This window comes from Ewingella sp. CoE-038-23, from assembly GCF_040419245.1.
Taxonomy (GTDB): domain Bacteria; phylum Pseudomonadota; class Gammaproteobacteria; order Enterobacterales; family Enterobacteriaceae; genus Ewingella; species Ewingella allii.
The window spans coordinates 55,305-82,102 of sequence record NZ_JAZHOH010000002.1 but is presented as its reverse complement, the minus strand read 5'-3'; the positions used below and the strand labels follow the sequence as shown (position 1 = coordinate 82,102).

The window sequence follows — 26,798 nt, the reverse complement described above, 5'->3', positions numbered from 1 at the left end:
ATATATTCCATGTGGAGTTAAAGCCTTTTTGGGAAAATATCGTCAAGAAAGCGACTTTTATTTGTTATTTTCTCGATAATGATTATTATCGGCAGCAAGCCAAAATGAAACGTCACAATAATATCATAAATTATAAGGGTAAATGGCTAACTCAGGATTGAGAATACTTATAGAAGCCACTATTTTACATCATTTTTACCCAGTCTCATTGATTCTTCGGTGATGGGTAAGGCAGCAATTGATGAGCATATTTTAATAATCAGTACGGAATAAAATTAAAATGCTCAAACCTTTTAAAGTGCAGGGAATTATTAGGAACGTTATTTTACCGGGGATTGTCCTCAGTGCCACTTTGCAGGCTAACGCAGCGGAAACTGTTAAAGACAATAATCTATCAAACATCGGGGAAGCTCAGACAGCGCCTTCTGGTAAAAAGAAACCGATAGCTCGCAGAACTCAGGCGCCGTTGCAGAACAATGAAGACGTGATGACCATCACCGAGACGCTGCCGGATAAGAAACCGGGCTCGAAAACCTCGATTTCTGCGGCAGATATGCAGAAAAACGGCGGAAACGATTTCGGCACGATTATGCGCTATCAGCCATTAATTTCTGCCACTGGCTCCAGCGGCGGTTCTGGAAATGGCAAAAGCGGCTTCGACCGCAGCGGCTATACCGGCTACAACATTCGTGGGCTGGAAAGCAACCGCGTCGGCATTGACGTCGATGGCATTCCGCAACCCAACGCCACCGGGCGCAGCTATGTCAGCCGCGCCGGACTGGGCACCTTCGGCATCGGCCGTGACTATATTGACCCTTACATGTACGGCCAAGTTGATATTCAGTCTGGCGCGACCTCAGCCGAGCGCGCCAACACCTCCATCGGCGGCGAAGTCTCCTTCTTGCCAAAATCTGCCGATGATTATCTGCATCCCGGCAAAGAGACCTACTTTGGTTATCAGTCAGATTATGATTCTGCCGATCGCTCATGGCACAACGGTATCACCGCCGCCGCCGGGGACGACACCTTACGCGGCCTGATAGCTATCAGCCGTCGCGACGGTCAGGAAACCAGCAATAACAGCGGCACTCGTGACGCCTATCCTGAGAACTGGCACTCTGACGCGGTCATGTCATCCGTCATCTGGCAGCCCACCGATGCGCACAAGTTCACCGGCACGCTCGATTACTACGAGAAGGTGAACCACACCCATTACGACGCGTGGGACGGTTCTGGTGACACCATTTTGGGCACCGCCCATCAGCAAAGTAATACCCGCCGCTGGGGGATAAGCCTGAAGGATGAGTGGACGCCGTTCAACGATTACGTGGACGCCGTGGTGTCGAAAGTCTATTACCAGTACACCCAGGCGCACGATAATACCTACCTGCCTAACTCCAGCGATCAGATGATCAACGTCTATTCCAACTATGACGTTGACACCTACGGCGCTGAAACCAGCTGGCTGAAAACGGTAGGGCGCCACGAGCTGAGCGCCGGGCTGAATGGCCGGGTGTCCAATACCGAGCGCCCGTTCCGCCAAAGTCCGACGCAGGACATTTTCAACACCCTGATGCAGCCCGAGGCTGACAGCCGGGCCTATATTCTGGGCGGCTTCGTGCAGGACACTATGAAGTTTGACCTCGACGGTCATAACTTTGGCATTGTCCCCGCAGTGCGCATTGCTCATCAGAACACCGAAGCGCGAGACTTGTCGGACTTGGCCAACGGCGTGGTGTCAACCGGGCAGGTTTCTACTTTATACAGTAAGGCGAACTCGGACACTCAGGCTCTGCCCTCACTGGCCTTTACCTACGACATCACGCCTAAGCTGATGACTTACCTGCAATATCAGCGCGGAGCACAGTTCCCCGACGCCAGCCAATTGTACGGCTCCTGGAACCTTGGCTCTTCCTACGCCGGATCTGCCCAATATGCCTTGATTGGGAATACCAACCTAAAAACCGAGACCAGCAATAACTTTGAGTGGGGAATGAAGGGCGAGCTGAGTGAAGGGGTGACCTTTAAAACCTCGGCGTTCTACAACACTTACAAGAACTTCATCGCCAATACGCGCTACACCCGCAAAGCGAATCCGGGCATGTTTGCGGACGTGCCATCCAATATTTACACCATTTATCAGGCCGAAAACCGCGATGACGCCTTCATCTATGGCGCAGACCTAACCACGAAAATCAGCTACGGCTCGTGGTTTAGCGCGGTAAATGGACTGAGCACCAGCTTCGCGCTGGGTTACGCGCAGGGCGAATCCAAGTCCAGCTATGCCGGGGATAAATACGTCGATCTCGATAGCGTCCCACCAATGAAACTGGTAGCGGGCGTGGCGTGGGATGATCCATCAGGCATTTACGGTACCGCGCTGATCGCGACGTTCGTCAAAGGTAAGAAAGCCGAGGCCACTAATCGCCAAAGTTATAGCAATAGCGGGGCACCAATCACTGACTCCACCACGGATTACATGAACGTGCCGGGCTTCGGCATGCTTGATGCCACGGCCTACTGGCAGGTCGCCAAAAACGTCAAACTCAGCGGCGGCGTGTATAACATCACCGACCGTAAATACTGGGATTATCTCAGCAGCCGCACCCTGACCGACACCAGCAATCAGGATACTTACAACAAGGCACTGGCCGTCATGCCGGGCCGCAATTTCCAGTTGGGCGTGAATGTTGATTTCTAACGGTTGATGAGTCGCTAAAGGAGAAGTCATGGTGTTACTCGACTTGTTTGGGTAACACCTTTTATAAATCTTAGCCTCTAAGCACAATGTAAAATTAAAAAATCGGGCTGTTTAAAAAAGCCAAATGCTATTTTTAATTACTAAAGTCAGTGAGGTTAAAAAATAGCTTATCGCGGAAATAAATTGTAGGAAATTTAAAAATGCTGGCGTGATCGGCTTCGGATATTATGCGCGGATAACGATAAAATGCAGTTCTTGTGAGTTAGTCTCCACCTATGAAATGGTTCTCAAAAAGCGCAGTATTGTTCTCGCTTAAAACCTGTTTTGCCGCGTTTCTTGCTCTATACATCGCACTGGCTCTTAATTTAGATAAGCCCGCCTGGTCAGTTGCCTCGGTTTTTATTGCTTCTCAATTATATTCTGCTTCTACGCTCTCAAAATCCGTGTTCCGCATGCTCGGAACCCTGCTAGGAGGGCTGTTTATTCTGCTGATTTACCCCATCACGGTCCAGAACCCGCTGCTGTTCAGCCTGTGTGTTTCTGCCTGGGTCGCCCTCTGTTTGTATCTCTCGCTGCACGACCGTACCCCGAAAAGCTATGTCTTTATGCTGGCCGGTTATAGTGCCGCGATTATGGGATTCCCTGACGTGACTTCCCCTCTGGCCATCACCTATACGGTGTTATCACGCATTGAGGAAATTGGTGTTGCGATTGTCTGTAGCAGCCTGATTCACAGCCTGATTTTGCCGGTTTCGATGAGCAATATTCTGGAAAAAAGCATCACCAATTGGTACGACAGTGCCAAGAAGCTGTGTAACGCGCTGCTCACCGCGCCGACGCCGGAGAAGTCGCCGGATCACGAAAATATTCTGATCCAGATGGCCGGTTATCCCGCCAATGTCGAAGTTCTGATCACCCACTGCATCTTTGAAGGTAATGCGGCGAGAAAGCTAATTCGCCTGGTGACGGTGCAATATCAGCATCTGTCTTATCTGGTGCCCACGCTGACATCCATTGAGCTGCGCCTGACTATGTTGGCGAAGCGTCAGATTGCTTTCCCGGAAAACGTGCAAAACACTTTTCGTCACTTTTTACTCTGGCTGAATAACAGCGACGCCGTCGAAAACACCCATACCATTCAACAAAATATCGCCCAGACACAGGCTGAGTTGCAGCAGGCTCACCAAGCTAAGGCGATGAACGTGGAAGAGAGTTTGCTGCTGAACGGCTTACTCGACAGGCTAGGGGATTTTGTCAGAGTGGCCGATGCGCACTTTAGCGTGGGTAAGCGCGTCGATAACTTTGATGAAAGCAAGGCCAGACGCTCCACGGCCCACTGGCATATCGATAAAGGGATGCTGCTGCTCTCGTCATTTACCGCGTTTTTGGTGACTTTCCTCTGCTGCTTGTTCTGGATTGGCTCTGGCTGGAAGGACGGGGCAACCGCGCCGATGATGGCGGCAATACTCTGCTCTTTCTTCGCGGCGATGGACAACCCGGTAGCCCCGATGAAGGTATTTTTGACCGGCGTGGTGGTCGCTACGGCGATCAGCATCTTTTATGTCTCAACGCTCATCCCGCTCACCACCACCTTTGAAGCTCTGCTGATTTGCCTATTCCCCGGCCTATTTGCGCTCGGCGTGCTCATCGCCAATCCTGTCACCAACTTACTCGGCTTAATTATTGCCACCCAAATTCCGGGCTTAATCAGCCTGAGCCATTACTATAAACCCGATCTGCTGGCGACGTTAAACGGCGCAGTTTCAAGTCTGGTCGGCGTGGTGATTGGCGTGGTGGTGACAGCAATTATTCGCAGTAAACGGCCCTCATGGACGGCGAAACGTGCATTGCTCAAGGGGATAAAAGAGCTGATTCACTTTCTGGCGGAGATCAAACTGCAACGCGCCTCTCCTCACTCACGCCAACAGTTTGTGGCGAGAATGCTCGATAAAGTGAATGTGATTTTGCCGAGAAAAAAGAGTGACGTAACGGATGAATTAGCCGCAGGCGGGGACTTGATCACCGAAGTGTGGCTTGGCGCGAACTATTACGATTTCCATATGAAGAATCAGGAATTATTGGCCGATCACATCAACGCCACTGACCGCATATTCTATGAATTAAAACATTACCTGAAAGCACGCCTAAAATCGTTCCATGCTTCGCCGCACCCGAAATTGCTCCGCGAAATAGACCTCTTGCTGATAAAGCTTGAGACGCTCTCCAGCAAAGACGCCCGCTACTACGCCCCCATGCTGTCACTGTTTAACATCCGGCTGGTACTGTTCTCGCGCTCGCACTGGCCGAGCTTGAATCGGGTGGAGACGGATATGTAGTTGCGCCTTTACGTGGAGTGACCAACCCTGTCAGCACCGTGCTTGGCAGGGTTAATCGTCCCGCGGGTTGATCAGTGACGTTAAAACATGGTCCTGCCACTTTCCGGCAATTTTCAAATAAGAGGCGGCATAGCCTTCGCGCTTAAACCCTAATCTTTGCAGCACCTGCTCACTCTTTTTATTATATGGAATTTCCCCCGCAGTCCACAGCGGCCGCGGGGTTTACACCGCCTTCTCACGCGGACCAAACTCGTCCCCGATTTCAGGCCAGGCAATAAGGGGCAGGCGATTCACCCCCGGCTTGGCAAACAGGCTGCCCTGAAAATGGCAAATCCCCGCCGCTTCGAGCCACATCCACTCCTCGACTTTCTCCACGCCGGTGGCGGTCAGCGAGATCTCAAGCGACGAGCAGAACTTAATGATGGAAAGCACAATCGCCTGTTTCGGCCCGCTTTTATGCACGTCTTGAATCAGGCTCGGTTCAATCATTAGCTTGTCGGGCTGCATCTGAGTCAGCTGTAGCAAGCCCGCCGAGCCTGCGCCGAAGTTCTCCACCGCCAGTCGCATGCCGGAAGCCTTGAGCTTTTTCATTGCCAAGTAGAACGGCTCTTCCGCCGTGATTGAGCCGTTTTCACTTAACGCGATAACCACCTGTTCCGGCACCAGCCCGCTGGCGGCTATCTCCTGAAGGAGAAACTCCACCGCGTTCGGCGCGTTGGACAGGGTCATAGGCAGCAGTGAGATAGTCAGGCTTTTGTGACCAATGCCGAATTCACTCGCCATCGCAAAAGCGTGCCGCTTGGACTCGAGATCGGCGCTGTAGATATTCTTATGTTCAGACCGCGCGTAATACCCCAGCGGCGAGCCGCCTTCCGGGTCGCAGAGTGTGGAGACAAACGAAACAATCTGTTTTTTGAGTGGATCGACAACGGGCTGGAAGGCGTAACTGCACTCCGCAGAGGGGGATGCCTGAACCGGGTAGGACTGAGAGTGATCGACCACAAAGGACCAGGTGTCCGGCGAGGGAATATCAAGATAGTTTTCTTTCTCGCGCGCCTGCACAAAGGTGGAAAGAAACTGCAATGCGCGGTCATCGTAGGTTAAGCGATACTTCGACGTCCCTTTATCCAACACGGCCTGAAATACCACGTCCTCGCTATAGGTTCTGAGGTCGAAAAGCTCCATTCCCACCTTGCCGAACCGGCGCGAAGGCGCGTGGTCGCGCATCAGTTCCACCACGTTGTTATGGCGTTTATCCATGGCAATTTTAGCAAAGATACTGTCAACGGCGTCCTCTGGACCTTCCAGCAGTTGGAAAAAGTGGGTGTCATCGTGCAACAGGATGCCGGTGACCGAGGATTGGCTGTTGGTCATGCTGGCTTTAGCGACCATATTGTCCAAATCATCAAGCTGGGTGTTGCTGCTGATTTGGCTGCGGTAGACGAGTGTCAGGAGCATGTAGGGGACCTTGGATTAGTAATTCAGGGTAAGACCCTATCAGAGAATGCAGGGTGAGAGCCAAGGATTAAGTAAAATTGCCGGGTAAAAAATGAGATCTAATTGGGCAATTTAGCGGAAAGTTGATGAAGCGTCGTGAAGACGCTTCAGTCAAAAGAAAGTTACTTGTTATCGACAAGTCCCAGTTCAATTAAGCTTTTAGCCGTGGCGATAATCGCCTGTTCAGGCGAGCGAGGCGCCCAGCCTAATAAACTTCTAGCCTTCGCGTTAGTCACATTCATATCTACACCCAGCAGTTTGACCATCCCCAGCATGACCGGATTTTTATCGGCGGCGGCCCGCGCCATGTCACGCACCACCTTTGCGCAAAATTTCAAGCTTATTGCGGGCATGACCCCAATTGCCTATTTGACACAGTGGCGCGTGCGTCTTACCGAACGGACATTGTCCGAAGGAGAAGAACAGATTCCGTGGTGGCTCACTCACTGGGTTATGCTTTGGTGAGTGCTTTCAATACCATTTTTGAACGAGAGACCGGTCTGTCCCCCAAAGCTTGGAGACTGGCTGTGCGGTCTTCGCCTGCCATTTGAAAATCTAATCAATTAATTCGCATACCTTTCATCTGAAAAATCAGCTTTGTATATGCAATATCGATTGCACCTTGTTACAAACTCCCGCAGGAACCAGCCTCGAACGCCAACCACATAACTCGTCATATTGGTCCGCGAAATAGGTGTAGCTATGGTGATTGCTGAACAGCTCTATCAAAAACTCCAACCGCTGTTTAAACAGCTGAACGTGCCCGCAATTGAGTGCAATCCGCATGGATACTATGCGTTGCCGCTCGAGAGTGGCCAAGAGGTCTTTCTGGAACTTACGGAAAACATGTCTTTGATTATGATGGGGATGTTGCCGTTGCCTGAAAACCCAAGTGAGACGCTGCTGCTTGAATTGCTTCAGGCCAACCTGAATATCGAGGAGCAGCCTGTCATTACCGTTGCGGCTGATAAAGAGGGCGCACAACTGGTGATATGGGCCGCCTTGCCGCTAAAAGATCTTCTTCACGATACGCTTATCTCCTTATTTGAACGCCTCGTCTGGACGCTGTCGGTAATTGGTCGCTGGTGTCAGCCCGCGGTCCCACAAGGCCGTTCGGTCACCAAAGATGAAGAAAAGCTTTTACTTCAGCGCCGTCAGGTTGAAGCCCTGATGTCGCAACGTTAAAACAGCACGTAGGAGAGAAAATGAGTACGATTTCTGCCAGTCAAATAGCACCGCATATCGCGATTGAATACCATCGTCAGGAGGACTATTTTGCCGCTGAAAGCGCATTACAAAAGTTGAATAGTCGCCCAAATGGCCGCAGCCTGCTGAATGAACTGCGTGATCTAAGCAGCAATGGCCGCTACGTTAAAGTCAAGGTGACGGCAATGGCTAACACCGTGGCCCGCCCGGTGCTAACGCAATCTCAGGTCAGCCGCTTTAAGCTGTCCAGCAGCGAGTATGACCAAGCCCATAATAAGAAAGCTACCCAGCTAGCGCAGAAGCAGACGCTGGGTATGAAAGGTGAGGGAACGAGCGCCAGCGTGGACTGGAACCCGCGCCAATCCGTGGCGATTGACGCTTATGGGCGTCCAAGCCTGATGGACGATACCTCGCTGGCGTTTGTATCTTTGGCCCATGAGTTAGTACACGGCTATCGCATGCTGAAGGGGACATACACCGGCGGGACTTCGGACCGTTACGATAATAGCTCTCCGGCCGGGCAGGAGGAGGCGCGCGCGGTGGGCATTGGCAAGTTCGCCAATGAGGCGCTTTCTGAGAATGGCATCCGCCATGAACATGGCCTGCCGCTGCGCGGCCAGTACGCCGCAGGGTAATGGCTGTGAGTTAACAGGTGATACAGGCTCACCGGCTAAACCGATGAGCCTGATGGGTTAATTTTGCGCGAACGCTCAGAGAGTTTAGCCGGGATCATTACCCCTGAAATGGGAAAAGCCCTGACGGCGGCCCGCGCTGAAGTCAAGAAGTGCGCTGCCACGCTTGACTGGATTGCCAGCAATGGCCCCGCCATCCTCGCCGATGAGCCTGTGTCTGTTGAAAATGACGATAGGGTACTCTCTGACTGTCAGGGTAAGTGTCTTGCCGTGAAACTGGGTGCTGAAGTGGCCGATCTGTCGGACACAATGCGCTTAACCCTTGAGGCTGGTACTTCAGGGATAATCTCACGTCTGGCGGAAGCCTTAGAAAAGGGAATAGACGAAGGATCTCTGACGATTGACGATACGCCCCGCATCGTGGCAGAAAGTCTCTACCAGCTTTGGGTAGGCGCAAGCGTCATGGTTAAGATTGTTCGAAATACCGGGCCTTTTGATTCGGCGCTGAACACGACAAGAAAAATTATTCATATCACCCCCTAAGCGAGGGACGGCGGCTAGCAGGCCAAAGGCCTGCTCTAAGGTTTCTAAGCAATAACACAGTGCCGATCAACCTTTTATATTCAGCTTGGCACGCAGCTGCCACATCACAACGCGCCAGTCGAACCAATAAGTAGTCGGTGCTGACATTGATCATTGATTTGCAACCAAGAAATAGCGCCCTGGAGTTCAGCATCTAACTTTACTAAAGTAAAATCAATTTCACTGTAGCGAGAATCAAACTCTACTTCGGGACTTATGGAGAAGTTCAAACTCATTGCAGTATCTCTTCATCAGAATGCCATTTTTAATATCGGGACATGCTCTCTCCTGCGTTGATATAGAGGCGAGTGGAATAACTTCCCGAATGAAAATTGTTTTTGATCAAGGAAATTTAGCGTTTTTTAAAGGCAAATAATAAGGTCGTCTTGGGATCGTTGCACAAGTAATATCCCTAAGAGGTATGCGGAATATATAACCAATCTTGATGGAAAGCAGATGGCCTATATTGCTCATGGGCCATCTGCAATAAGTCAACGAACGGGGGTGCTTTTTTTAGATTTCGGAGAGCTGGCTTCGGCAATAGAGGTTAGTTTCACATCCGTATTTTTCTCTTCTTCCAGCGTTTCAAGCAGGAGTTTTGCTGCCTCGGTATAACCGAGTTTTTTCGCCAGCGCCGCGAGCGTGCCATAGGTGGCAATTTCATAGTGCTCCACTTTTTGCGCGGCGCCGATTAGACCGGCATCTAGCACTTCGCCTTTTTCTACTGATTCGATAAGTTCCTGCGCTTCTTCTACCAGACCTTCAAGCGCGTGGCATTTCATACGCTTAATACGAATATCAGCATGTGACTCAGCCACTTTATCAAGGCGCTCAATTTGACCCTGAGTTTCTTCCAGGTGAAGTTTAAATGCATCAACTAATTGAGTATCCGTTGCTGCACGTGCCATTTTTGGAAGTGCTTTGGTAATTTGTTTTTCTGCGCTGTAAACGTCAGATAAATCATGATTAAACAACTCTTTTAAAGTAGTAATAGGCATCAAAACTTCCTCTCATTAAAAAAAATAACACCTCTAAAGAATAGTCGGGTGAGAAAATAAAAAACTCAATTAAGATTTATCTTACTCCATGAGATTTTATTTAAATGCGACGAAACAGCTAATTATGCATACGTAAGCTTATGTGTAACTTGAGTTAACAGGCTTACAACCCCTTTAATTAACCTATACTTACAAGATGAGTCATTTAGACAAAGACATTTTAATTATCTATTAATAATGGAGAGGAATTTCCACCTTATGACTATTTATTAAAGGAAAAAGGATATGATTTCTTATAATCAACATACTCGGTATTTAAAAGAATAATACAGCGATCATCCATTGATAACCTTAAGAAAATATCCTCTAGACATACTTAGATTGCAAGTGCAGCAAGGATTGCGGCTTCCATTTTCTCCGGGGTAGCGATCGGAGCAAAACGCTTGAGCGGTTTACCGTCGCGTCCAATCAAAAATTTAGTGAAGTTCCACTTGATTTTGCCACCCAGCACGCCGGGTAGTTCATTTTTTAGATGACGAAATACCGGGTGCGCTGCCGTTCCGTTGACCTGTACCTTCTCGAAGATAGGGAAGCTCACTCCGTAATTAATATAACAGGTCCGCGCGATTTCGTCGGCGTCGCCTGGCTCCTGTTTACCGAACTGGTTGCAGGGGAAACCCAGCACCATCAAACCTTGGGAGGCGTATTTATTGTAGAGCGTTTCAAGACCGCCGTACTGTGGCGTGAAGCCACATTGGCTTGCAGTATTCACGACCAAAACCACCTTACCGGCGAAGTCGCCCATAGAGATAAGCTTGCCGTCCAGACTGGTGGCGGTAAGTTGATGAAAGGTAGTCATATCGGAATCCTCTAACTAGAAATAGCTCGACGTTGAAATTGCCACTTTATCTGATATATGTAAATAATCAGAGGGGCAGCAGGTTTTCAGAATCAGGACGGAGACTTCACAAAAGTCCCTTATCTATTGAGTGATTAAAATGTAAGATTTATAACTTAATTCGCTTTATTTAACATAATCAATGTTATACGCACCTAGATTGTCAGCGCAAAGCGCTATGCAGTTGCTGCAAAAAGCGGCGGAGCACCGGCAATCTTACACATATTAGTCCCTGTTTAACCTAAACTTGACTCCACCCAACCCGCTTCAGCCGACCCAAGTCGCGACGCCGGACGTTGCCAAACCAAAGGTAAGCCGCCGACTAACAGTGGAGATTTACATCGTTTGGCCTCGCCCCACGGCGTTTTTTCTATTTCCAGAGACAAATCGTCGGGGCTGATTTCCAAACCCTGCGCGGCGACGGGGGCACGCGGCAGCTCAGCCAGCGAGTGCGCTACACGCGCCAGAGACAAGCGCGCCGTTGATGCGCGATTGTCAGTCAATCGCCAAACCAGAGCGCGGATCACCGCCGCCGCCATTAAATAGCCCGTAGCGTGGTCGAGCGCCTGCACCGGCAGCGGCACAGGCCGGTCCGAATGCGTTCCTTGCATGCCGCAGTGCGCGATCCCGGAGCTCATTTGCACCAGGCTATCAAAGCCGCGCCGCCCGGCCCACGGACCACACCAGCCATAGGCATTGAGAGAAACATCAATCAGACCCGGATTGATGCTGCGCCGCTCGGCTTCGCCATAGCCCAGTCGGACAAGAGCATCGGGGCGATAGCCGTGCACCAGCACGTCGGCTTCGGCCAGTAATCGCTCGAAGGTAGCTCGCCCGGCGGACGTTTTAATATCCAGTCGCGCGCAGCGTTTGCCCAGTGTCACCTCGGGGATCACCGAGGGTTCATCCCACTCCGGCGGGTCTAGCCGCAGCACTTCTGCCCCATAACCGGCGAGGAATCGGGTGGCTATCGGGCCTGCCAGTACGCGGGTCAAATCCAGCACTTTTAGACCCGCCAGTGGCCTTTTTTCTTCAGGTTGCCAAGCTGAGTAAGGAGATGCCGCCTCAGCGGATGACCAGGCAATCAGTGGCTCTGCCGCCACGGCTTTGCCCTGCGGATGGACCTGCCACTCGGCCAAACTGCGCATAACCGCCGCGCAGCCCTTTTGCTCCACAATCGCCGTTTCCAATGCCTCGCCGGGCCATTTCGTCACCTCTTTCATCACCGCCTCGCGGTCGTCGGCACACTGCAAAACCTTTAGCGCGGCGGCTTTGTGGCGCGGCGCGTTGGTGTGCAGACGGATCCAGCCATCTTGAGTTTTATAGTCTCCGGCAATGGAATCCCACAAGGCGGGCATCTGCCAGCCAATAGGCCGTATTGACCAACTAAACCACAGCGAAGCCAGTTTACGGTCAACCTCCACCTGCGGCTTGTGCCCAAATTGCACTTTGATGAGTTCAGCCAGCGCCATTCCCGCCGCGCCAATGGCCGCAACGGCAAAATCGGTGACCGGGAACTCAGACGCCAATTGCGCCGTGCCTTGCACATCGAACTGAGTTAACGCTTCTTGAGGGAGATGCAGCGCCTGTCGAGCTTGATCAAAAAAAGTCATGGTTGCATTCGTCATATGTCCGCCTGAGTAAACTGGATTTGAGGGAGCAGTGGGCCATCTTTTAACCCCAGAATAATCTTGCTAATGTTGACGTCAATCTTGACTCGAATCATCAACATCAACCTGAGGATCGCCATGGTGTGGATAACGGCCGCAGAAGCCCTGAGCATTTTGAATGTCCGCCCGCAAACGCTTTATGCCAATGTCAGCCGGGGAAAAATCCGCGCGCAGCCGGACAGCAAAGACAGCCGTCGCAGCCTTTATCACCGCGAAGATGTGATGCGCATGGCGAAGCGAACCAACGGCCGCCGCACGCTGGAAGTGGTGGCCGCGCAGGCCATTGAATGGGGTGACCCGGTGCTGCCTTCGGCGATTTCGACGGTGATTGACGGGCGGCTTTGGTATCGCGGGCAGGACGCGGTGGCGCTTTCACGCACGGCGTCGTTGGAGCAAGTCGCGGCGCTGCTGTGGGAGTATCCGCAGGCGGACTTTCAGCAGGCGCTGGTTGCTGGCGGCAGCCCCACTCGTCATTTCAAAGGTTTTTCTCAGGCTTCGGCAGCTGGGCTGATAGCACTGGCCGAGCGCAGCGGCAGAGATTTACCTTCAACGGGGCGCGCCCTGCCGGTGCTGCGTGCCGAGGCTGCAGGCGTACTCGCCACGCTGACCGAAGCCATGCTCGGCATCGACATAACCAGTAGTGAAAGCACGCTCAGCGAGAGTTTGGCTCAGGCGTGGCAATGCCCCGAAGCGGAAAAGGTGTTGCGCCAGACGCTGGTGCTGCTGGCCGAACATGAGTTGAATGCCTCGGCGTTCGCCGTGCGGGTGACTATCTCAACCGGCGCGTCGCTGGCCGCCGGGGTGCTCTCCGGGCTGGCATCCTTGACCGGGCCTCTGCACGGCGGTGCTTCGCGCTCGCTCAACGTGCTGGTTGACTCGACCCGGCGAGTCGGCGCGCAGCAGGCCGTCAGGGAGTGGTTGGCGCAGGGGCGGACACTGCCGGGCTTTGGGCATCCGCTCTACCCCGACGGAGACGTGCGAGCCAATGCCATCATGGCAATGTTGCCGAGCGGCGGGCCTTACGGCGAACTCATGGAGTATGTGGCACAGGCAGCGGGCGAGCGCCCGAGCATCGACTTCGCACTCGCCCTGCTGGCGGACACCTACAACTTGCCACAGGAAGCACCCTTTATACTGTTTGCCGTCAGCCGCTGTTCCGGCTGGCTGGCCCACGCGCTGGAGCAGGTCGCCGCCAGTCGGCTGATCCGCCCGCGAGCGCGTTATGTCGGCATCCCGCCTCAGGCGCTTTAAGGCCACGTCCGTGGCCTGTTTCATCGGCTTAAAATGACTCTTTGAAGGGGCGCAGGTCGATCTCCTGGGTCCACGCCGAAGGGTGCTGCTGGTGCAGGTGCCAGTAAGTCTCGGCGATAGCATCAATGTCCAGCAGCCCGTTAACACCGCGCTTATCGACGACGTCTGGCATCGCGGACTTCAGCCGGTTGCCATTGATGCCGCCGTCTATCAACACATGAGCCACGTGCAGCCCCTGCGGCCCAAACTCGCGGGCCAGACTCTGGCTGAGCATACGCAGCCCGGCCTTGGCGGCTGAGAAATGGGCATAGCCGGGACGGCCGCGCAGGCTGGCGGATGCGCCGGTAAAGATGAGGCTCCCCTTGCCCTGCGGCAGCAGCAGATTGACCGCCTCTTGAGCCACCAAGAAGCCTGCGAAGCAGCCGACGCGCCAGAACTCATCAACCTGAGCGGCGGTCAATTCACGGAACGGGATGTGCTGATTATTGCCCGCGTTGAAAATCACCGCGCTCGCCGGTGCTCTCCCGGCGCCCGGCGCGGACGCCGTCAGGAACAGCCGCCGCACCTCTTCTGGCTGCGTCACGTCGACCTGTACCGCCGTGCCATTACCCTCGCCAAGGTTTTTCGCCACGGACTCAATTTTTTCAACGGTTCGCCCTGCGACGATCACGTGAAAACCGCCCTTAGCAAAGCGGCGAGCCAGCGCCCCGCCCAGCCCCTCTTCAGAACCTACGCCAACAATCACTGCGGTGGGTTGCATATTTGTCACCTTAATGTTCAGTACCGGAGCACTCATCCTAGCCCCTGCTTTCACTGTCTGACAAAGGCAGGATGTGCCCTGAAGGGGTTTTGCGATGGAGAATTAAAGCTGGAATTTATGCTGATCGATCCCCAAGGTTGCCAGCCTTTCGCGCAGCGACTGAGGCAGAGTCTCAAACCACTGCTGTTCCTCGCCCGGCCCCGGCAGCACGCGACCGTACTCCACCATGTCAGTTGGGTTGAGCATGCACATATTGATCCAGACATTTTCGGCGGGAATACCCGAAATGCGGCTCACGTCGCCAACAATGCGCAGCATCAGCGCTTTTAGCTGCTCTTCGGACCGCCCGGCGCGAAGATCGGCGCGTATCCAGATGTATTCGGTGGTGGCGAGGGCTCCGATATAGCGTTTCAGCGTCCCCTCTTCTTCAATAATGACCTGCACAAAAAAAGGCGGCGCGCCGGTGGCTTCACAGTGGCTATGGGTAATGCAGGTTGCTATTTCCTGCTTCTGGGCGTCGCTTAACAGCCCATTCGGCACAGAACAGACGTAGGATGGCATGGTGAACTCCTTAATGGTCATGGCCCCGCCGTAACGTGGCGGGGCCAAATTTGTTCTTAAGACTTGGCAACCAGCACCAGTTTTTGGTTCACGAACTCTTTAATGCCGAGTTCAGATAACTCGCGGCCATACCCCGAACGCTTCACGCCGCCAAACGGCAGTTCCGGCGCGGTGCTAGCAAAGGTGTTGATCCAAACTGCGCCAGTTTCGATACGGGACGCCAATGATTTGGCGCGTTCGATATTCTGTGAGAATACTGCGCCAGCCAGACCGTAGCGGGAATCATTCGCCAGTTCGACCGCCTCGTCATCGCTTTTCACCACGTAAATCTGCGCCACCGGGCCGAAGAACTCTTCGAAGTAAGCCGGGTTGTCGCGCGTCACGTCAGTCAGGATGGTTGGCTCGAAGAAGTTACCTTTGCCCGCGATGGCTTTACCACCTAAATGCAGCGTTGCGCCGTTTTGCAGGGCGCGTTCTACCTGTTTGGACAGGCCTTTTACTGCCTCTGCCGAAGACAATGGGCCAAGCTTGGTGCTCTCATCCAGCGGATCGCCGATGGTGACGGTGGCCATCGCCGTGGTGAATCTTGCGAGGAATTCGTCGGCAATGTTCTCATGCAAAACAAAGCGTTTGGCACAAATACACTCCTGGCCGGAGATGTGAAGACGGGAGAAGACGCCGATTTCTACGGCTTTCTCCAAGTCTGCGTCGTCGAGCACCACAAAGACGTCGTTGCCGCCCATTTCCAGTGTCGATTTCTTCAAATATTTGCCAGCCTGCGCGGCAATCGCGCTACCCGCCCCTTCGGAGCCGGTCATCGCCGCGCCCTGCACGCGCTCGTCAGCAATGATGTTGGCGACCTGCGTTGAGGTAATAAACAGGTTTTTCCACGCACCTTTTGGCGCTCCGGCTTCATTGACCAGCTCTTCGAATACGCTCGCACAGTGCGGTACGATGCTGGCATGTTTGGCGACCACCGGGTTGCCCGCCGCAATCGCCGGAGCAAATACGCGCATCAGCTGATAATAAGGGAAGTTCCAAGGCTCGACCGCCAGCAGCACGCCAATCGGATGGTTCTCGACCCAGGCTTCGCCCAGCTTGGAATCAATTTTCGACGGGGCTAAGAATTTTTCGGCATTGCGCGCATAGTAACGAGCGATTTCGGCAATGATCCATACTTCGTCACGGGCATCAGAGATAAGTTTTCCCATCTCGACGGTGGCGATGCGCGCCAGCTCTTCTTTACGGGCATCAATCAGGTCCGCCAGACGTTCCAGCACCTGTAAACGAGGTTGAATAGGGCCTTTCGACCATTGGGATTTATACAGTTTATGTGCCGTATCTAGCGCCGCTTCGATGTCAGCATCAGTGTGGTTGGCGTAGGTTTTCAGCAGTTCGTTGGTGGTCGGGTTAATCGTTTGATAGGCCATTATTGACTCCGATATCTAAGATAATTACGCCCCCTGTGGCAGCTATATGCAGCGTATTCAGGGTTTGCAGTGGCGAGAAGACCAGTCTGCCGGTCCGTTGTCGCCATCTTAGGCTCGGCGCATCAATGGCAGCAATGCCGTATACGCAAGGATTTAGGCCATGGAATTCGGACGGTATTGGGTAATTTTTCGCGCAATTCCGTCCGCTTTTTATTACTCCAGCACTACCGCAGTGGCTTCTATCTCCACCAGCAGTCCATCGAGCGCCAGTCGAGGCACGGGCACCAACGTGCTGGCCGGATAAGGCCCCTCACCCCAAATGCGCTTGGCGGCGGCAGACCAAATCGGCAGCAGCGCCTCGGTGTGGTTCACGATATAGAGATTGATGCGCACGATGTCATGCACGGTTCCCCCTCCAGCCTGAATCACCGTTTTCATTCCAGCTAGCGCGCCGTCTAATTGTGCTGCAAAATCAAGGGGCTGGCCGTTATGGTGAATGGCCCCACACTGCCCAGAGGCAAAAATCGTTCGCCCCGCCAGTGGCGCGGTCACCACGTGGGTGTAACAGCTCGGCGTAGGATCATGCAGACCTTTAGGATTGATATGGACCAGTTTTGATGAGCTTGGCTGTGACATGGGATCTCCTGATAATCTGGATATAGCGAGGTTGTAGAAGGTTACTGTAAAGCCAGAAAATTAATATTCCAAGTGTTTTCTTTGTAAATTGAGTGCTAAGTTCATTCCATGGCGACACTCAATCACGCGTAATCAATGATCGGTCTTCAATTCAGGTCCACAGCAAAACTCAGGGGTTTATCCTAAGTTTTAAGGTCGAATGAATAAGATTTTTCATAGCGGAATAATACCAACTCCAATTTTTTCATTAACGATGCTTTTAATTTTCTTTTTTTAAACGCAGAAATAATGCGATGTAAAACAGGCGAAGAAATAACCATTGACTTCAATAAAGCACCAATAAATACTTGAGTACTATTTAACCTTGCGCCGTGAAATACATTACACCATTGGCTAGGGGTGCCTAAAAATAATGGGAGCATCTCGCTGATCCTCTCAAATAATTAAGGGATGAATATAATGACTCAGCATTATCGTGAGATTTTTGCCGTTCCCGGCGTTTTGGGATTGGTTATCTCTGGGACCATCGCTCGCCTGACGTACGCCATGATGGGTATCGGCATTATTACTATGCTGGTCATGCAAACGGACCACTATGGGCTGGCGGGCACGGTGGCCGGGACCTTCACCCTTTCCAGCGCGCTAATTGCTCCCCGAGTAGCAAAGTTTGTCGATAGCCACGGGCAGCGCCGAGTGCTGCCTTGGGTCACGGCTTTCAGCACCCTGATGCTGCTATCGCTGGTCGCCGCGGCTTATCTGTCCGCCCCGGCACCGATTTTATATCTTCTGGCGGTCCTCGCCGGGACCATGCCCAGCATGTCAGCCATGATCAGGGCGCGCTGGGCGGCGATGTTCCGTGATAGTCATCACTTGCACACCGCCTTCTCTCTCGACACCGTACTGGCGGAAATCACCTTTATTGTCGGCGCTCCTTTAGCCATCGCCCTAAGCTCAGGGCTGTTTGCCGAAGCCGGGCCTTTAATCGCCGTGCTACTGCAAATCTTGGGCCTGACGGCTTTTCTGATGCAGAGAAAGACCGAACCCAAGGTGGTGGCTGGCGGAGGCAGCGATGGCAGCTCGGTATTGCGCACGCCCGGCCTCGCTACCATTGTGCTGGTGCTGCTGACCATGGGGGTGATGGGCGGCACCATTGACGTGTCGGCCGTGGCCTTCGCCAACGAACATGATTGGCCGACGGCGGCCAGCATCATGCTCGCTGCCTATGCGCTGGGTTCCATACTGTCTGGCCTGATGTTTGGCGGCCTTCGGCTCTCTATCTCGATGCCAAAACAGTTTTTCATCGGCACACTGCTCACCGCGCTGACCATGGTTCCTACGGTGTTTTCTCACACTGTCTTCGCGCTGGTGGCGACGCTGTTTGTGGCGGGCATCTCTTACGCCCCGACCATGATTGTCGCACTGAATATTGGCTCAAAAATTATTGCTCCGGGCAGAATTACCGAAGGGCTGACTTGGATGATGACCGGGATTTGCGTTGGCGTGGCGGTTGGTGCGGGTCTGGCGGGTGCGGTGGTGGACCATTATGGAGCGCGGGCAGGTTTGCTGCTTGGCACCTCGGCCGGTTTTATTATGCTGATTGTTTTAGTTGCTGGCTGGAGCAGGTTGCGCGATGCAAGTTTAAATTCTTAATCAATTAATCAGGATGGATGCATAGCCTCTTCCCCGCTATGCATCCATCCCTTTAATATTCTCAATAAGCTTACTTGTGTAAAAAATATAATCTTATGTACATCAAAATCGGCAAAATAAAGATAATGGTAATAGCAATTCTATATTTTAGGGTTTTAGCTAAAGCCTGTTCTCTATGGTTTACTTCAGAAAGTGCTCTCTCTTTTGCTTCGGCCTGGGACTCAGCGTAAGGCTCGTGGAAATCAGGGCCATGGGTATCTGCTCTGTCTTTCAGAATGGCATTTTTCTTGCGACGCCAATCCCACCACGTCAGGGCGATGATTAAAATAGGCACGATAATCACGTACAAATTATATTGTGGATGCATTTTCACTCCTTGAGACATTTCGTATTAGTGATTTATTTTTTCATAAATTTAACAAAAGAACCACATTGAACTTTATAGGGTGATTATTGGGGAATGTCCACCAGCAGGTTTGCGTGATTTAAGTGAAAACCGTGGGGAGAATTAAATGACCCCGTCGCTGCACAAAACTTGCCGCTGCGGCCTGATTCATAAGAGAATGGCGATCCCCACGTGACCACCAGAAAACACTGGAGAATATCATCGCCCGTCATCGTCGCTTTCCCGAGCTAACTCGCGTTTTGCGCTTAGGTGCACTTTTTGCCGGTGCCCTGTGGCTTGCCAGTTGTTCCTCCACGCCGCCAAAATCTCTGGTCACCCCGCTGCCACCGGTGGCGAAGCAGCCGCTGCCGGATAAAAGCTCGCACTTGCAAGAGCCGATGCGCGGCGTCTGGCTGACCACGGTGTCTCGCCTCGACTGGCCGCCGATCTCTTCGGTGAATGTCAGCAATCCGGCGGTTCGCATTAGTCAGCAGCAGAAGGCGCTGACCGACAAACTGGATAAGCTGAAACGTCTCGGCATCAACACGGTATTTTTCCAAGTGAAGCCTGACGGCACCGCGCTCTGGCCTTCAAAGATCCTGCCTTGGTCAGACGTGATGACGGGAAATATCGGTCAAGATCCCGGCTACGACCCCCTTCAGTTTATGCTGGATGAAGCCCACAAGCGCGGCATGAAGGTCCACGCTTGGTTCAACCCTTATCGCGTATCTGTCAATACCAAGCCGAGAACCGTGGCGGAGCTAAACCGCACCCTGTCAATGCATCCGGCCAGCGTCTTTGTGCTGCACCGCGACTGGATCCGCACCGCCGGTGACCGTTTTGTGCTCGACCCCGGCATTCCCGAAGCGCGCGACTGGATAACCAGCATCGTGGCGGAAGTGGTGTCACGCTATCCGGTCGACGGCGTGCAGTTTGATGATTATTTCTACACCGAATCGCCGGGTTCGACGCTCGACGATAGCCAAACCTTTAGGAGATACGGACAGGGGTTCAGCTCGAAAGCCGACTGGCGCCGCCACAATACCCAACTGCTGGTTGAGCAGGTGTCGCGCACCATCAAGCAACTGAAACCTAACGTAGAATTTGGAATCAGCCCGGCAGGCGTGTGGCGCAATCGCTCGCACGATCCGGCAGGTTCGAATACTCGCGGCGCGGCTGCCTATGATGAGTCCTATGCCGACACTCGCCTTTGGGTGCAAGAAGGATTGCTGGACTACATCGCGCCACAGCTCTATTGGCCGTTCGCGCGTGACGCGGCCCGCTACGACGTGCTGGCAAAATGGTGGGCCGACGTGGTGAAGCCGACCCATACCCGCCTCTACATTGGTATTGCGCTGTACAAAGTGGGCGAACCCTCGAAAAACGAACCCGACTGGATGGTCAGCGGCGGCGTACCTGAGCTGAAAAAGCAGCTCGACCTCAACGACGCGGTACCGCAAATCTCCGGCACCATTCTGTTCCGCGAGGATTACCTCAACCAGCCACAAACCCAGCAAGCGGTAAATTACCTGCGCACCCGCTGGGGTAGCTAACTCCCCCCACCCTCTGAAGATCCGCACAATTTGATTTGTGTTGTTCTTCAGAGGGTTATGCATATTCCCCGCATAAGTTGAACATCACCCTCCCCGCTCCATCTTGACAGTCCCGGTCATTTTATTCATATACTTTAGCACTAAAGTAATTATGCACTATCAGCAAACACCCCCTATCTGAGCAGGATGAAGAGAAAACTATTTATGAAACTGAGTGGAAAAGTGGCGATTGTCACTGGCGGAAATTCCGGGATTGGCCTTGCGAGCGCCAAAGCGCTGATTGCCGAAGGGGCGCATGTTTACATCACCGGGCGTCGCGCTGAAGAGTTGCAAGCTGCGGCGGTAATGCTGGGCAGTAATGCCACCGCCGTGCAGGGCGATGTCTCCAATCCAGAAGACGTCGAGGCGCTGTACCAGTTGGTTAAGAAGCAGCATGGGCACGTGGATATCGTTTTCGCCAATGCCGGGGTAGTCAACCCCGCGCCTTTAGGATCACTGACGGACGAACACATCGATAAGATGTTTAATATCAACGTCAAAGGGGTGATTTGGACGGTGCAGAAAGCCCTGCCGCTGATGGGGTCTGGCGGCTCCATTATTCTCAGTTCCTCGATTGTTGCCAGCAAAGGCTTCCCGTCATGGAGTATTTATAGCGCGTCGAAGGCCGCCGTGCGCTCATTCGCCCGCACTTGGGCCTCCGACCTGCAAGGCAAAAATATTCGCGTTAACGCCATTAGTCCGGGCGTGATCGACACCCCCGGACATAGCCGACCGGATACTGAAAAAACCCAAGTGGAAGCCTTCTTCTCACACGTCGCCAGCCTCACCCCGCTGCAACGCGTGGGAAGTGATGACGAAGTAGCAAAAACGGTGTGCTTCTTGGCTTCAGAAGAGAGTAGCTTTATCAACGGCGTAGAATTGTTTATTGACGGCGGGTTTGCGCAGATTTGATTCGGTCGCGAGAAAAATACGCTGAAAAGTCAGTCTGTCACTTAGGGCTTTTCAGCATTAAAACCTGATTTATAAGCTTTTAAGAAATCATCCGAGCCAACCTGCCCGGCTAGGTCACGCAGCAAAAGAGCCGAATTTGCGCCAAGCACCCCCTCGGTCCGGCAATTGGCGACTCTCCACAGCTTCACCCCTTCTTGCAACTTTTCCTTCCCGAGCGGCGTCAGCAACGCGTGCTTGATGCGTTTATCTTCCGCGTCGGCTTGCAGCTGGACAATACCGTCGCGCACCAAAGGGCGCAGGGCGTGAGTGAGAGCCGAAATACCAATGGGCAGCTGCTTGGCAAGCGCTTGTAGAGTAGGCCCGGCGCCCTGCTGCAGGCTTTCAATCTGCCCTAGCATCACCAGTTGAGTGATTTTCAAACCCGTCGGCGAGACAATCTCGTCATACAGATTACCCAACTGACGCGCCGCGCGGCGAAGCGCGTCGTGCGTGCAGGCCAGTTCCGCCAAGAGGTCAGTCATATCAGCCGCGTTTTCGCTATCACTCACTTTAAGACCTTGCTCTTCCACAATACTCACCCCATTGGCATGTCAGACCCGGATTTTACCACGGATAGACGGAGGACTTGAACTGGGCTAGGTGGTGTTAGGCCAGACAAGAGAGCCGCCTTTTACAACTCGTGGCTCTATATAATCCGAGCGAGCTATTACCGCAAACCCTTACTCGGGTCACATTGCATTCGGCTCCAGCCCTTATAGTTTTTCACCTCTGGCACGCTGGTGGGTAGGTCTTGCCAGTTGGAAAGGTATTCTGCGGTCAAGCCACCTATGGCCTTTATGGCGATGTATTGCACCCCCCAGCCTGGACCTGCGGAACCATATTTTAAGTGATGTGGATCACCGTCATCATCAACATAATCAATACCTGGTCCACCCGGCATAACTCGCGGATCATCAAAAGGTTTTGAACTCATATACAGATTACCCTGACGGGTGAGCAGGAAACCCTGATCGTTGACCACGGTGAAGGAGAGGTTATTTTCTCTTGTTGGACGATTACCCCTACCTGGCTCTAAGCTATGAGAGTTCATCGCAAATGATGCGGTTTTCCAATTTTTGCCGTAATCCTTCGATACTGTAAATGCTGTAGAGTCCCACCAGGGCACTGCAATATAGCGTTCGGAAGGATGAATATACGTTTTGCCATAAGCTTGATAAAACTGGCTGCTTATTTCAGAGCGAATGCCACGCGTTGAATCTATGTAATGCAGGGCTCCCTGACAGTACCATCCAGTCAACTCCAGATAACGGTAGTCGTCAAAACGGTAGATGACCTGCGTGGGTGTCTCTTGCGGGCGGGAGCAGCCCGACACTGCAAGTAAGCTGGCCATCATGACCAGAGACAGTCCTTTGATTTTCATACAGTCTTCCTTTTCGACCACGGCAACAGTTACCGCAAACCCTTACTCGGGTCACACTGCATTCGGCTCCAGCCTTTATAATTCTTCACCTCTGGCACGCTGCTGGGCATGTCCTGCCAATTTGTAAGAAGCTCTGCCGTCAAACCACCTATGGCTTTTGTAGCAATATACTCGAGTCCCCAACCAGGGCCCGCTGAGCCTGGAGCGATGTTCTGCTTTTCACCGTCCATATCCACATAATCAACGCCGGGGCCGCCTGGCATTACTCGCGGATCATCAAAGGGTTTTGAACTCATATACAGATTACCCTGACGGGTGAGCAGGAAACCCTGATCGTTGACCACGGTGAAGTAGAGCATATTCTCTCTTAACGGACTCCAAGTCCCATTTGGCTCAACGGTATGAGTGTTGGTAGTAAAATATGCGTTGCGCCAAGTTTTGCCATAATCCTTTGAGACAAGAAAGGCATCGGTGTCCCAGCCAGGAACAGCGATATAGCGCTCAGATGGATGGACATATTTATCGGCAAAAGCGCGGTAAAACTGGCTTGCCACCTCAGAACGGATACCGCGAATGGGGTCAACGTAATACAGTGCTCCCTGGCAGTACCATCCCTTTAGTTCAAGATAACGGTGGTCATCAAAGCGATAAATGACCTGCGTGGGTGTCTCTTGCGGGCGGGAGCGGCCCAACACTGTGAGTAAGCTGGCCATCATGACCAGAGACAGTCCTTTAATTGTCATACAGTCTTCCTTTTCGACCACGGCAACTGTTACCGCAAACCCTTACTCGGGTCACACTGCATTCGGCTCCAGCCCTTATAGTTTTTCACCTCTGGCACGCTGGTAGGCATGTCCTGCCAATTTGTAAGAAGCTCTGCCGTCAGGCCACCTATGGCTTTTGTCGCGATATACTCTAACCCCCATCGAGGGCCAGCAGAGCCGGGAGCAATGTTCTGCTTTTCACCGTCCATATCCACATAATCAACGCCGGGGCCGCCCGGCATTACTCGCGGATCATCAAAGGGTTTTGAACTCATATACAGATTACCCTGACGGGTGAGCAGGAAACCCTGATCGTTAATCACAGTGAATGAGAGGTTATTCTGTCTTAATGGGCGATCACCCTTGCTTGGCTCAACACTACGGTAGTTGGTAGCAAATGATGCGGTTTTCCAAGTTTTTCCGTAATCCTTTGATACGGTAAATCCCGTGGAATCCCACCAAGGTATAGCAATATATCGTTCGGAAGGATGGATATAGATTTTGCCATAGGCCTGATAAAACTGGCTTGCCACCTCAGAGCGGATACCGCGAATGGGATCAATGTAATACAGCGCCCCCTCGCAGTGCCATCCCTTTAGCTCCAGATAACGGTGGTCGTCAAAACGGTAGATGACCTGCGTGGGTGTCTCTTGAGGATGGCTACAGCCAGACGCTGCGAGTAAGCTGATCAACATAGCCAGAGGCAGTCCTTTAATTTTCATACTATCTTCCTTTTCGGCTGGGCGGGCACTCTGTCATAACTTTCTATTCGCGGCATTGGCCACTGCAGGTTCGACACCTCTTTATTATGGATCTCCGGATAGCGTGCCGGTACCACGCGGGTGGCATTCATAAACTGATTCACCACGCCAAACTCACCTGTGGGTAAGATAAGATTTGGTTTATTCATATAATTTTTGGTTTCAGGCCCGGGCAAAATACCGGTTTGATAATATTCCACCGCTCCATCTTCTTCAGAAGATATTTCACGCCAGTCGGCACGCCGCAATAATTGTTTCCAGAAGCCGCCGTGATCCATATCAAATGCTTTACAGGGCCCGACGGCCAAATCGTAGGCCATTGCCAGTTCCGGGACCTTGTCTGACATAACAATCGAGGAGTGCTGGCTAAACATCACGTCGTCGGACTTGCTGTATAAATCATGCAGCTCCGCCTCGGTCAGCCTGCGGCGAAAAACAATCTTTTTATTCGCCTCGTTTACGCCGACCACTTTGGCACTGACGATATCCACGTTGCGCCAGTATTTGAGCGTGTCGAGTTCTCGCTGAGTCAATACGTGCCCCGGCCGCAAATCCTTGAAGGGGTGATACGGCGGGCAGTCAACGGTTTCTTCCACGGTTCGCTGAGACGCCCCCGTCGCCCCCGCGCGGGCGTTATAGGAGACCATGGCGTCATTCCCCCCCACCGGAGCATGGTAGGCCTTGTTTTTATCGCCCGCGTCATCCAATGCTTCAGGCTGGCCCATCAGGGTAAACATAAACGGTTCGGGAAGCGTTTCACCGGTGGGGATCACGTCGCTGAAGGACCAGCGGGCATTGGTCGCCGCAGAATACTCAAAGTCCCCTTTAGCGGAAGGGGGTCTTCTAAAGGCTTTGCCGTCAGGGGGTAGCCCGACGCTGCTGTTCTGAAAGAAGACTCGCTGTTTGAGATTGGGAAGCGTCTTGGCAATCTCTTGCGGTACGCCTCGCCAGCCAAAGCCCTGTATCGGCAACAGCGACACCGTGCCGTCATTGGGGCAAAAGTAGTTATAGACCTTGCCGAAGTTATTACGCTGATTGAGCGGCGTGCTGTACCAACTGTTATTAAACTCTTTGCGAGGCAGCGCCATGGTATCCAGCAGTTTCTTCTGCTCTTCAGGACTGACTAAGCCGTCACCGTCGGCACAATATTTGCTGTTGGTCGCCATCAGTTTGCAAAAATTTTCAAAGGTCTTCTGCCGCGCCGCGTCCGTCTGGTGATGACCCGGCTGGCCGTTCTCCAGCCAGCGATTTTCCAGCGAATAAGGGGAGTGATTGAGGATCACGCAGTCTGCGGGGTTTATACCCTCAGCTTTGAGTATCATATTTGCAAGCATGGTAATGATCGTCCCCTGACTATGCGCCACGATATTGATCGTATCCTTGGACGTTTCTCTCCTGCTACGAATGGTTCTTATAAGACTGGCAAGACGCTGCGCGGCATAGAACTGGTAAATCCGGTGAGGATTGTTGTAGACGGGGTGGGTAAAGTCGCCGCCGTTAGCGAGCTCGGCGCGGCTGAGAAACCCGACCACGCCTAACGTCGCTCCGCCCGCGCCCGGCCCAAGCATATCGGGGATGTTTGTGGTCGCGTTGGCAAAGGTTCCGCCGCCCCAGACACCTTTTAAATCCAGAGTGTTATGGAAACAGTCCATAGGATATTTCGCACCAAACTTGCGCAGTATTTCTGGATTATTTTCCCGATACGCATCGTAAGGCAGAGGCGTATCAGGGTTTTTACCGTTTTGGACCATCGCTTCACGATACTGGCGCTGGTCCTCTTCCCACGTCTCGTAGTCAACAGGGCGATAGCCCCAGTAGAAAGGAATGATCGGCGAACGGGCGCTGTCTGAGCATGTCATCTGTTTTTGCTGCGGCTCGTGGCAATCCTCCATCACGCCGGACGCGCTGCGAATGCGGTACTTTTTCTCTTCCCACTGGTGCGGCCACAGGTCATCACGTCCCAGACGCTTTTTCAGCCCCGCAATGATGCCGCGCTCCTGATTCTGATAGGCCTCCCCCACATCATTCACGCCGTGGACCAGAATGACGATGCCCGGCATTGGCCGATTCACCGGACAGTTGGTGGTATAGCTTTTCTTGCCCGCGCTGACCGGCACGCCGATACAATCGCTGGCCAGAAAACGCGGAGTATGCAC

Annotated in this window: 25 protein-coding genes and 1 pseudogene; 9 read left to right on the top strand and 17 right to left on the bottom strand. The window is 52.8% G+C overall.

Annotated elements, in window-relative coordinates; genetic code table 11:
* Positions 1–280: 280 nt before the first annotated feature.
* A complete protein-coding gene (locus V2154_RS22765) occupies positions 281–2,701 on the top strand; it encodes a TonB-dependent receptor domain-containing protein (protein ID WP_353504137.1) in 2,421 nt (806 codons plus the stop codon).
* 275 nt (positions 2,702–2,976) lie between these two features.
* The gene (locus V2154_RS22760) at positions 2,977–5,037 is read left to right on the top strand and encodes an FUSC family protein (protein ID WP_353504136.1); all 2,061 of its coding nucleotides are present in this window, start codon (positions 2,977–2,979) and stop codon (positions 5,035–5,037) included.
* Positions 5,038–5,088: 51 nt separating this feature from the next.
* Here the strand turns inward: V2154_RS22760 and V2154_RS22755 are convergent.
* The 3 genes and pseudogenes from V2154_RS22755 to V2154_RS22745 form a co-directional block, all read right to left on the bottom strand.
* Positions 5,089–5,205: pseudogene (locus V2154_RS22755) on the bottom strand (30S ribosomal protein S5 alanine N-acetyltransferase); the annotation flags it as partial.
* A 54-nt stretch (positions 5,206–5,259) separates the two neighbouring features.
* Positions 5,260–6,495, bottom strand: a complete 1,236-nt coding sequence (locus V2154_RS22750) for a diguanylate phosphodiesterase (protein WP_353504135.1) — start codon at positions 6,493–6,495, stop codon at positions 5,260–5,262.
* Positions 6,496–6,656: 161 nt separating this feature from the next.
* A complete protein-coding gene (locus V2154_RS22745) occupies positions 6,657–6,842 on the bottom strand; it encodes a hypothetical protein (RefSeq protein ID WP_353504134.1) in 186 nt (61 codons plus the stop codon).
* A 394-nt stretch (positions 6,843–7,236) separates the two neighbouring features.
* Here V2154_RS22745 and V2154_RS22740 point away from each other — a divergent pair, with 394 nt between their 5' ends.
* From V2154_RS22740 to V2154_RS22730, 3 genes are all read left to right on the top strand, one after another.
* Complete coding sequence (locus V2154_RS22740; RefSeq protein WP_353504133.1) at positions 7,237–7,719, top strand: CesT family type III secretion system chaperone; 483 nt, start codon at positions 7,237–7,239, stop codon at positions 7,717–7,719.
* A gap of 20 nt (positions 7,720–7,739) precedes the next feature.
* Positions 7,740–8,375 carry a XopG/HopH/AvrPtoH family type III secretion system effector gene (xopG, locus tag V2154_RS22735; protein WP_353504132.1) on the top strand — a complete coding sequence of 212 codons (636 nt, stop codon included), beginning with the start codon at positions 7,740–7,742 and terminating at the stop codon, positions 8,373–8,375.
* A gap of 63 nt (positions 8,376–8,438) precedes the next feature.
* Complete coding sequence (locus V2154_RS22730; RefSeq protein WP_353504131.1) at positions 8,439–8,915, top strand: TetR family transcriptional regulator C-terminal domain-containing protein; 477 nt, start codon at positions 8,439–8,441, stop codon at positions 8,913–8,915.
* A 530-nt stretch (positions 8,916–9,445) separates the two neighbouring features.
* On the opposite strand, the gene V2154_RS22725 is transcribed toward V2154_RS22730, so the two are convergent.
* From V2154_RS22725 to V2154_RS22715, 3 genes are all read right to left on the bottom strand, one after another.
* Positions 9,446–9,952 (bottom strand): YciE/YciF ferroxidase family protein, encoded by a 507-nt coding sequence (locus V2154_RS22725; protein ID WP_353504130.1) that lies wholly within the window; start codon positions 9,950–9,952, stop codon positions 9,446–9,448.
* Between the two features lie 376 nt (positions 9,953–10,328).
* Positions 10,329–10,811 (bottom strand): glutathione peroxidase, encoded by a 483-nt coding sequence (locus tag V2154_RS22720; protein WP_353504129.1) that lies wholly within the window; start codon positions 10,809–10,811, stop codon positions 10,329–10,331.
* A gap of 275 nt (positions 10,812–11,086) precedes the next feature.
* A complete protein-coding gene (locus V2154_RS22715; protein WP_437342045.1) occupies positions 11,087–12,478 on the bottom strand; it encodes a CoA transferase in 1,392 nt (463 codons plus the stop codon).
* Positions 12,479–12,547: 69 nt separating this feature from the next.
* Between V2154_RS22715 and V2154_RS22710 the strand changes: the two genes are divergently transcribed.
* Positions 12,548–13,771 (top strand): citrate synthase family protein, encoded by a 1,224-nt coding sequence (locus tag V2154_RS22710; protein ID WP_353504127.1) that lies wholly within the window; start codon positions 12,548–12,550, stop codon positions 13,769–13,771.
* A gap of 28 nt (positions 13,772–13,799) precedes the next feature.
* Here V2154_RS22710 and V2154_RS22705 read toward each other — a convergent pair whose 3' ends face one another.
* The 5 genes from V2154_RS22705 to V2154_RS22685 all read right to left on the bottom strand — a co-directional run bounded on the left by V2154_RS22705 (position 13,800) and on the right by V2154_RS22685 (position 17,580).
* Positions 13,800–14,531 (bottom strand): SDR family NAD(P)-dependent oxidoreductase, encoded by a 732-nt coding sequence (locus V2154_RS22705; protein WP_353504126.1) that lies wholly within the window; start codon positions 14,529–14,531, stop codon positions 13,800–13,802.
* A 102-nt stretch (positions 14,532–14,633) separates the two neighbouring features.
* Positions 14,634–15,092 (bottom strand): tautomerase family protein, encoded by a 459-nt coding sequence (locus V2154_RS22700; protein ID WP_353504125.1) that lies wholly within the window; start codon positions 15,090–15,092, stop codon positions 14,634–14,636.
* Between the two features lie 56 nt (positions 15,093–15,148).
* Positions 15,149–16,522, bottom strand: a complete 1,374-nt coding sequence (locus V2154_RS22695) for an NAD-dependent succinate-semialdehyde dehydrogenase (protein ID WP_353504124.1) — start codon at positions 16,520–16,522, stop codon at positions 15,149–15,151.
* Between the two features lie 213 nt (positions 16,523–16,735).
* A complete protein-coding gene (locus tag V2154_RS22690; protein ID WP_353504123.1) occupies positions 16,736–17,158 on the bottom strand; it encodes a RidA family protein in 423 nt (140 codons plus the stop codon).
* 182 nt (positions 17,159–17,340) lie between these two features.
* Positions 17,341–17,580, bottom strand: coding sequence for a hypothetical protein (locus tag V2154_RS22685; RefSeq protein ID WP_353504122.1), 240 nt, complete (start codon positions 17,578–17,580; stop codon positions 17,341–17,343).
* 37 nt (positions 17,581–17,617) lie between these two features.
* Between V2154_RS22685 and V2154_RS22680 the strand changes: the two genes are divergently transcribed.
* Positions 17,618–18,808: an MFS transporter gene (locus V2154_RS22680; RefSeq protein WP_353504121.1), complete on the top strand. Its 1,191-nt coding sequence runs from the start codon at positions 17,618–17,620 to the stop codon at positions 18,806–18,808.
* Between the two features lie 70 nt (positions 18,809–18,878).
* Here the strand turns inward: V2154_RS22680 and V2154_RS22675 are convergent, their stop codons facing one another.
* A complete protein-coding gene (locus V2154_RS22675; protein ID WP_100934905.1) occupies positions 18,879–19,175 on the bottom strand; it encodes a hypothetical protein in 297 nt (98 codons plus the stop codon).
* Positions 19,176–19,411: 236 nt separating this feature from the next.
* On the opposite strand from V2154_RS22675, the gene V2154_RS22670 reads away from it, so the two are divergent.
* Positions 19,412–20,746: a glycoside hydrolase family 10-like protein gene (locus V2154_RS22670; protein WP_437342050.1), complete on the top strand. Its 1,335-nt coding sequence runs from the start codon at positions 19,412–19,414 to the stop codon at positions 20,744–20,746.
* A gap of 204 nt (positions 20,747–20,950) precedes the next feature.
* On the top strand, positions 20,951–21,697 hold the full coding sequence (locus V2154_RS22665; RefSeq protein ID WP_353504120.1) for an SDR family NAD(P)-dependent oxidoreductase: 747 nt from the start codon (positions 20,951–20,953) through the stop codon (positions 21,695–21,697).
* Between the two features lie 41 nt (positions 21,698–21,738).
* Here the strand turns inward: V2154_RS22665 and V2154_RS22660 are convergent, their stop codons facing one another.
* The 5 genes from V2154_RS22660 to V2154_RS22640 all read right to left on the bottom strand — a co-directional run bounded on the left by V2154_RS22660 (position 21,739) and on the right by V2154_RS22640 (position 26,798).
* The gene (locus tag V2154_RS22660; protein WP_353504119.1) at positions 21,739–22,266 is read right to left on the bottom strand and encodes a MarR family winged helix-turn-helix transcriptional regulator; all 528 of its coding nucleotides are present in this window, start codon (positions 22,264–22,266) and stop codon (positions 21,739–21,741) included.
* Between the two features lie 137 nt (positions 22,267–22,403).
* Complete coding sequence (locus V2154_RS22655; protein WP_353504118.1) at positions 22,404–23,117, bottom strand: T6SS immunity protein Tli3 family protein; 714 nt, start codon at positions 23,115–23,117, stop codon at positions 22,404–22,406.
* A 29-nt stretch (positions 23,118–23,146) separates the two neighbouring features.
* Complete coding sequence (locus tag V2154_RS22650) at positions 23,147–23,860, bottom strand: T6SS immunity protein Tli3 family protein (RefSeq protein WP_353504117.1); 714 nt, start codon at positions 23,858–23,860, stop codon at positions 23,147–23,149.
* A 29-nt stretch (positions 23,861–23,889) separates the two neighbouring features.
* Positions 23,890–24,603: a T6SS immunity protein Tli3 family protein gene (locus V2154_RS22645; protein ID WP_353504116.1), complete on the bottom strand. Its 714-nt coding sequence runs from the start codon at positions 24,601–24,603 to the stop codon at positions 23,890–23,892.
* Entirely contained in the window at positions 24,600–26,798 is a 2,199-nt protein-coding gene (locus V2154_RS22640; RefSeq protein ID WP_437342049.1) for a T6SS effector phospholipase Tle3 domain-containing protein, read from the bottom strand. Before V2154_RS22640 ends, V2154_RS22645 begins: the two co-directional genes overlap by 4 nt.